General features: G+C 28.9%; 7 protein-coding genes. 5 read left to right on the top strand and 2 right to left on the bottom strand.

Features of this window, described 5'->3' with window-relative positions; genetic code table 11:
• The 5 genes from ACWI69_RS07930 to ACWI69_RS07910 all read left to right on the top strand — a co-directional run.
• Positions 1 to 582 (top strand): hypothetical protein (locus ACWI69_RS07930; RefSeq protein ID WP_448821303.1); only part of this gene is annotated, 582 nt, incomplete at its 5' end.
• Positions 583 to 652: 70 nt separating this feature from the next.
• Entirely contained in the window at positions 653 to 2,002 is a 1,350-nt protein-coding gene (locus tag ACWI69_RS07925; RefSeq protein WP_448821302.1) for a WG repeat-containing protein, read from the top strand.
• Positions 1,992 to 3,176: a flagellin lysine-N-methylase gene (gene fliB / locus ACWI69_RS07920; RefSeq protein WP_448821301.1), complete on the top strand. Its 1,185-nt coding sequence runs from the start codon at positions 1,992 to 1,994 to the stop codon at positions 3,174 to 3,176. The genes ACWI69_RS07925 and fliB overlap by 11 nt, the downstream gene beginning before the upstream one ends.
• Positions 3,177 to 3,232: 56 nt before the next feature.
• Positions 3,233 to 3,658, top strand: a complete 426-nt coding sequence (locus ACWI69_RS07915) for a hypothetical protein (RefSeq protein ID WP_448821300.1) — start codon at positions 3,233 to 3,235, stop codon at positions 3,656 to 3,658.
• Positions 3,659 to 3,702: 44 nt separating this feature from the next.
• Entirely contained in the window at positions 3,703 to 4,467 is a 765-nt protein-coding gene (locus ACWI69_RS07910; RefSeq protein WP_448821299.1) for an outer membrane beta-barrel protein, read from the top strand.
• Between the two features lie 59 nt (positions 4,468 to 4,526).
• On the opposite strand, the gene ACWI69_RS07905 is transcribed toward ACWI69_RS07910, so the two are convergent.
• Together ACWI69_RS07905 and ACWI69_RS07900 are read right to left on the bottom strand one after the other, a co-directional pair.
• Complete coding sequence (locus ACWI69_RS07905; protein ID WP_448821298.1) at positions 4,527 to 5,915, bottom strand: hypothetical protein; 1,389 nt, start codon at positions 5,913 to 5,915, stop codon at positions 4,527 to 4,529.
• A 27-nt stretch (positions 5,916 to 5,942) separates the two neighbouring features.
• The gene (locus ACWI69_RS07900) at positions 5,943 to 6,464 is read right to left on the bottom strand and encodes a hypothetical protein (protein ID WP_448821297.1); all 522 of its coding nucleotides are present in this window, start codon (positions 6,462 to 6,464) and stop codon (positions 5,943 to 5,945) included.
• Positions 6,465 to 6,628: the final 164 nt, after the last annotated feature.

Genomic DNA, 6,628 nt, shown 5'->3' with positions numbered 1-6,628 from the left:
GGAGCAGGAACAACAGCAAAAGCACCATCACAATCAACACCAGATGTATCAGCACCGCAAAAGGCACCAAGTACAGGATCAGGAAAGGCAGTAGCGGACTCAACGCCAGATAAACCAGTAACAAACAATGGATATACAAAGAATCCAGAGACAGGAAAGTGGGAGAAACCACATACAGAAGGAGGAGCGCAAACAACAAATGGCTTCTTTGGAAGTAATAGTTCACTAAAAGGATTCCAAGACGGAGCGAAGAGTTTAGGAGGAGCAACTGGAGGAAGTAAGGCGAACACAGGATCGTCAGTAGGTGGAGCAGGAACAACAGCAAAAGCACCATCACAATCAACACCAGATGTATCAGCACCGCAAAAGGCACCAAGTACAGGATCAGGAAAGGCAGTAGCGGACTCAACGCCGGATAAACCAATAACAAACAATGGATATACAAAGAATCCAGAGACAGGAAAGTGGGAAAAAACACATACTGATGGAGGTGTAAAGGCTACAAATGGTTTCTTTGGAAGCAGTAATGCTGTAAAAGGATTCCAAGATGGAGCAAAAAGTTTAGGTTCATCTAATAAGTAGTTATATTAAGATTTAAAATTTGGGAAGGGGAATCCCTTCCCAGATTTTTATCTATAATTTAGGAGAAAAAATGAAAAAGAAATTAGGATTTGTGATATTAATAGCAGTAACAATATTGGTATTTCAAAAAAATTATAAAAAGAATGAGTTAAAAAAAGATGAAAAAATACACTATTTGGAAGAAATTCTAAATATAGAAAGTGGAAGCAGATTAGAAAAAGACTATTTGGTTTTTAAATTAAATAATAAATATGGAATTATGACTCAGGATGGAAAAATTATTAAAAATGGTGAGTATGATCAAATTATAAGTTTAGATGACAAGATGTATTTACTATTAAAAGAGAATGAATTAGTGGCTTATAATGTGGAGAACAACAAATTATTTAGATTAGATGGTATGAGTATTATTGGAGAAAATTTATATAAGATTTTAAAAAATGGGAAGTATGGAGTAGTAGATTCAGAGTTCAATGTAGTAGTAGAACCAATAAACGATAGAGTAGAAAATAAAAATGATAGAATTTTGATTATAAATAAAGAAAAATTAGAAGTACTAGATAGAGATATGAATGCAAGAATAAAAGAGATTCCTAACAGCTTCCAAGATGTTGAGCTAGGGGTTGGGAATACAATATATTTCAAAATAGATAATAAATGGGGAATATTAGGAAACAACGGTCAGACGTTGGTAGACACTAAATATGATAAACTTGTTAACCTAAATGATGAAAATATAGTGATAGGTTATATTGAAGATGAAACTTATCTAATAAATCTAGAAAAAAAAATAGAAAAAAAAATAGAATATGAAAACTACAGTAAAGAATCTGAAAATACAATTATGGTAATGAAAGATAATAAAATTGGTTATATTGATGATACTGGAAGAGAAATAATTCCTTTGAAATATGAGGGGGGATTTTATTTCTCAAAATATAGAGATTTTCTACAATTAAAAGAAAATGGTGAATGGAAACTTCTAGATTTGACTACATTGAAGGAAAAAAAATTGCCATATACCGATATAGGAGAGTATGTTGAAGGATATATGGTAGCAGAAAAGAATGAAAAATATGGTTATATAGATAAAGATGGAAAAGTAAAAATTCCTTTTAAGTATTCTATTGCAGAAAACTTTAAAGAAAGTGTTGGAGTGGTAGCTTCTTCAGATGGTTATGGGGCAATTGATAAGAGTGGAAAGGAGATAGTTCCGTTAATATATGATGAAGTGTATGTAAATGAAGGCTACATTTATGTTGTGAAAGATAAAAAAATAGGTCTTTTTGATAAAAATGGAACAAAAATTTTACCTGTAGAATACGACAATTTAAGTGTAGTTGAAAATGAGAGAGTCTTGTTTGAAAAAGATGGAAAATTAGGAATAATAAAAATGAATGGAGAGGAAAATGGAAATTAGAGATTATGAATATATATTAATACCAAATATATTAGAGAAATATAAGTGTTCGATGAGTGGAGAGTGTTGTCAAAGTAAGTGGAGAATAGATATAGATGAGCAGTCGTATTTAGAGACAAAGAAAAATTTAGAGAAACAAAAAGAAGATATAGACACATACATGGGAAAACACGAGAGTGGAGCATATGTGAGTAAGTTTGCAAATGGGTATTGCAAACTTATTACAGAGGATAAAAAATGTAGAGTTCATCAGGAGTTTGGATGGGAATGTTTAAGTGATACCTGCAAAATATACCCAAGAAATTTAAAATTAACAAGTAGAGGAATGGAAATTGGAATGGGATTCTCGTGCAGATCTTCCGCAAAACTTTTACTTAGTAAAGAAAAGTTCTATATAAAGAAAATAAAAAAAGAGGACTATTTCTTCATGAAACCTAGATCGGTATCTTTTATAATTCCAGAGAATAATTTAAAAACAGAGATTTCATCAAGATACTATGAGTTGGAACAGATGGCAATCGATATTTTAAATCTGGATGAAAATCTGTATGTAAAACTACAGTATTTGGAAAAACTAATATCAGAGTTATATGGGGCTAATATAGAGGAATATGATTTTAAAGAGAGTGTAGAAAAGTTTAAAGAGTTTATTCCAAGTGTACCTAATAATGAAAATTTAGAGGACGAAATTGTAAGAATAATATTAGAGAAACAAAAAAGAAGTAAAGCAGTGGGAATATACTATATAAATCTTCTAAGACTGATTGGTCTGAATAGAAATTTGGAGATGGACAAGAAGATATTGGCTTCGGATTCATTCACTTTAACAAAGAGTGAGCTAGATGAGTTAAAAAAGGTGTGGAAAGAGGATTATAATACAATCCTTCAAAATTATTTCTTATGTCTTACTTTCAATAAGGAGATGTACTATAATCCAGAATACTTTATGATGAAAGCTACTATGCTGACAATATTTTTAAAGTTTAGAATAATGTTAAATACAAAGTATTTGGGAAGAGAGTTAACTGAGGCAGAACTTATATATACAATAAAGAGTCATGATGAGGATTTAGCTCATGACGGTGAGTTTTTCTCAGAATTTTACAAAGCAAAATGTGATGAGAAGGTTAATATCAGTGAGTTAACAAAGACATTGTTGACACTGATAGCTTAAAATCCCCTGGTTAAATTTATATGATAGAGAAGAAAAAGGAGGAAGCATTAAAAAAAATGAAGGTAAAAGTTAGATTAATTGGAGATAAAATAAACTCAGAAGATATGTTAATATCTGCAAACAACTTACAACTTACAACGAAGGTATTCTCAGAAAAACTTCCAGTGACAAAGGATGTAGGTGTAATGACTATTTTGGAAGATTTTAGTGAAAAAGATAACAGCTTTCAGGTAGTGATTAAAAATTCTAAAGACGAGGAATTAGGAAGAGGTAACGTTTTTAGACTAAAAATAATGACAGAAGAGAGAGAAGCTATATTAATTTATAATGTGAATAAAGCATATTTTGAGAAAAAAGGTGATTTTTATACAGTAGAACTTTGGAATAAAGATAAGATATTGGATAAATATGACTTAGGTTGCGAAGTAGAAATCCACAATATATATAACAATATGCTACCAAAAGGTGTGATCTCTCTATAATAGAGAGGTCATTCCTTTAATTATAAAATAAAGGAGTGATTTGCATGAAAAAAACAATACTATTAGGAGCTCTATTAGTTGTAGCAAATACAGTAATGGCAAAAGAAATGCTACCGGAGGTACCAGTTGTACAGGAGGAGGTAGTTGAGGTAGAACCTGTTGATACAATAGTTGCAATGCCATTAGTAGCGGAACCAGAAAAAAAAGAGGAAGTAGTAAAAGGAGAGTCAATCTATAATATCTACGGAAGAATAGGTGGAGATTTAGGAGCTAAATATGATTCAGTAAAATCTGAAGGAAATGCTGTAAATAAGAGAGGAACAGACACTATAGGATATGAGGTAGGTCTTGAAAGTACAGTGGAAGTAGCAGAAAACTTTGAAGTTGGATTGGGAGTAGTGTATCAAAATCATGGAAGAGCAGAGAAAAAGACTCATCAAAATGGTATGATGACTTCTGAAACTAAGTTAGCAAGCTATGATTCACTACCAGTATATATTGGAACAAAGTATAGCTTACCAGTATTAGGAGGAGATGTAAAGCCATATTTAAAAGCTAACTTAGGATACTCATTTAACTTTGTAAATGGAGATTCAAAAGCTGATGATGGAACAAAATTAGATACTAAAATGGATAATGGATTATACTATGGAGTTGGATTAGGAGTAGAGTATAAGAATTTCTTCGTGGATGCAATGTATCAAGTGAATGAAGCAAAAGTAAAAGTAAAGAATTCTACATCTGAGCTTAAGAAAGATTATGATTATTCAAGAGTAACTTTGGGATTTGGGTATAAGTTTAACTTCTAAAATTAAAAAGTCCCTTAGTATATTTAATATACTAAGGGACTAAGAGTAAAAATATAAATCTATAAAAGAATTTCTTGGTGATCAATGTGAATTTCAGGATAAAATTCATCGAAGTTAAAACCGTTATATAAAATAAGACTAGGGTTAAAATTACGAATAAAAGTTGAGTCACATTGAGATAGATTTTTAAGTTTAATCATGGATGTGGGATGCTTTATTTGAGTTTGAGTTTTTATGATTTTCCCTATCCAGCAGTCATGGGTAATATCTAGAATTAATATTTTTTCGTTATTAACATTAAGATTTTTTAAAAATAAAATTAAGTAATACTTATCCTCTTCAGAGATATTGATTGAATACTCTGAGAGAACAGTTTCTAGATTAAAATTTAAAAAATTGTAATCCAGATTATAGTTGAGCATTTTATTATGAGACACTATATTGAACTCTTTTTTACATTCAAAAAATTTTAAAAGTTTTATAATAGTTGTAGTTTGTTCTTTATTTAGACTCAAAGTAGAATTAGCTTTTAAAAAATTAATGAAGTTATGATATTTGTCATTGTTTAAAAATCCCTTCCTAAAAGAGTAATTAGGAAAGGTTCCAATCAAAGCGTAAGCTAAGAGGTTGATAGCATTATCAGAAAAGGAGAACTTATCAATATTAGAATTTTCAAGTAAAAGTTTTTTTAACTCGGTAAATAGTTGCTTACTTTTTTGATGAGGTTCTATTTTATCAATCTCAATTCCCTGAGAAGAAAGAACATCAATATATAAAAGTGTAGCTACTATAGATTTTTTATAGTAGTAGTCTGGATGTATATTATAAACTTTATTTATAGTCTCAATTATAGAATTAGTAAGAAATCTAAGTTCTTTTTCTCTCTTGCTATCAAAATATTTATAGTATATTTTATTGAAGAATATATCATAATCTTTTTCTAAAAGAAGTTTAAAAGTATATTTTATTGAAAAAATTATTTTGTCGATAACACTTCCCTCTAAGTATAACCCTTTAAAAGGTAATGAAGAAATTTCTAAATTGTTCTTTTTCAGAAATTTTTTTACTCCTCTTATATCGGAAGAGATAGTTGTTCTAGTTATATCAAAAACTGTGAGATAGTCATTTAATATTAGATTTTTTTTATATAATAAATCTGCAATTAGAAACTCTTGTCTCTCTTCTGATGAGAAGATAAGGCAATCTAACGAGGAAAAGATAGCCTTCAGGTTGTTGGTAGTTACTTCAAGGTAAGCTATCTCTTTTTTTATATAGCATCTACCTTGACCTGTCTCTGTTAAATAAGTGTTAATCCTAGCAATTGAAAGTCTAAGATTGGAAACAGACATATTTAAAGTTTTAGCTAAAATTTCATTTTCTAAAGAGTGGTTGTGATATAAATATTTTATAACTTTAACATCAACTCTTTTTAAAGATTTTGCATTCATAAGAATCAATCCTCCTAAAAATTAAATTTAACAAACTTTAATATAACCTAATTTTTCAATAATATTTTTTTGTTTTTTTAATTTTGAGTATAGTAAGTAAAATTGACTTCGGCTTATATTAAATATTTCGTGTTTTACATATTTTTTTAAAAGCTTATTATATTTTTGCGTATAGATTCTTAAAATTAAAAGAATAAAATTTTCTTTTGAGTATAGTTGGAACCAAGATTTAATAACTAGTTGTTTTGCAAGTTGTAAGATTATTTTATTAAATATTTCAAAATCTTTTTTATTTGAGTTAAGTTCGAAAACTTCAATAACACTTTCTTGAGTGGCTTGAATTTCAAGTGTAACTTCATTGTAAAAAGGTGAATCTTCAGGAAAAAGATTGAAAAAATTACCATTGACCTCACCGGCTCTCAGAGGGAACTCAAAATTTAAAATTTTTCCGTCTTCAAAAACATATCTTACAATAATTTCACCTTTTTTTACAATAAAAAAATTGGAATCAAGCAACATAATTTCATCTTCAATTAAATTAATTTCCACTATCGTATCCTCCATCTTTTTGTATACTGTATTTGTATAGGATTATAGTGAAAAAAATTTAAACTTTCAATATATAGATTTTTGAATATATTTTTTTAAAAAAAAGTATATATACGAAAATATGCTTATTATTATACACTAAAAAATATAATAGTAAAAGAAAA

The sequence above is a fragment of the Cetobacterium sp. genome (assembly GCF_977044495.1).
The sequence above is the reverse complement of the archived record's forward strand: the minus strand, read 5'-3'. Positions and strand labels throughout refer to the sequence as shown.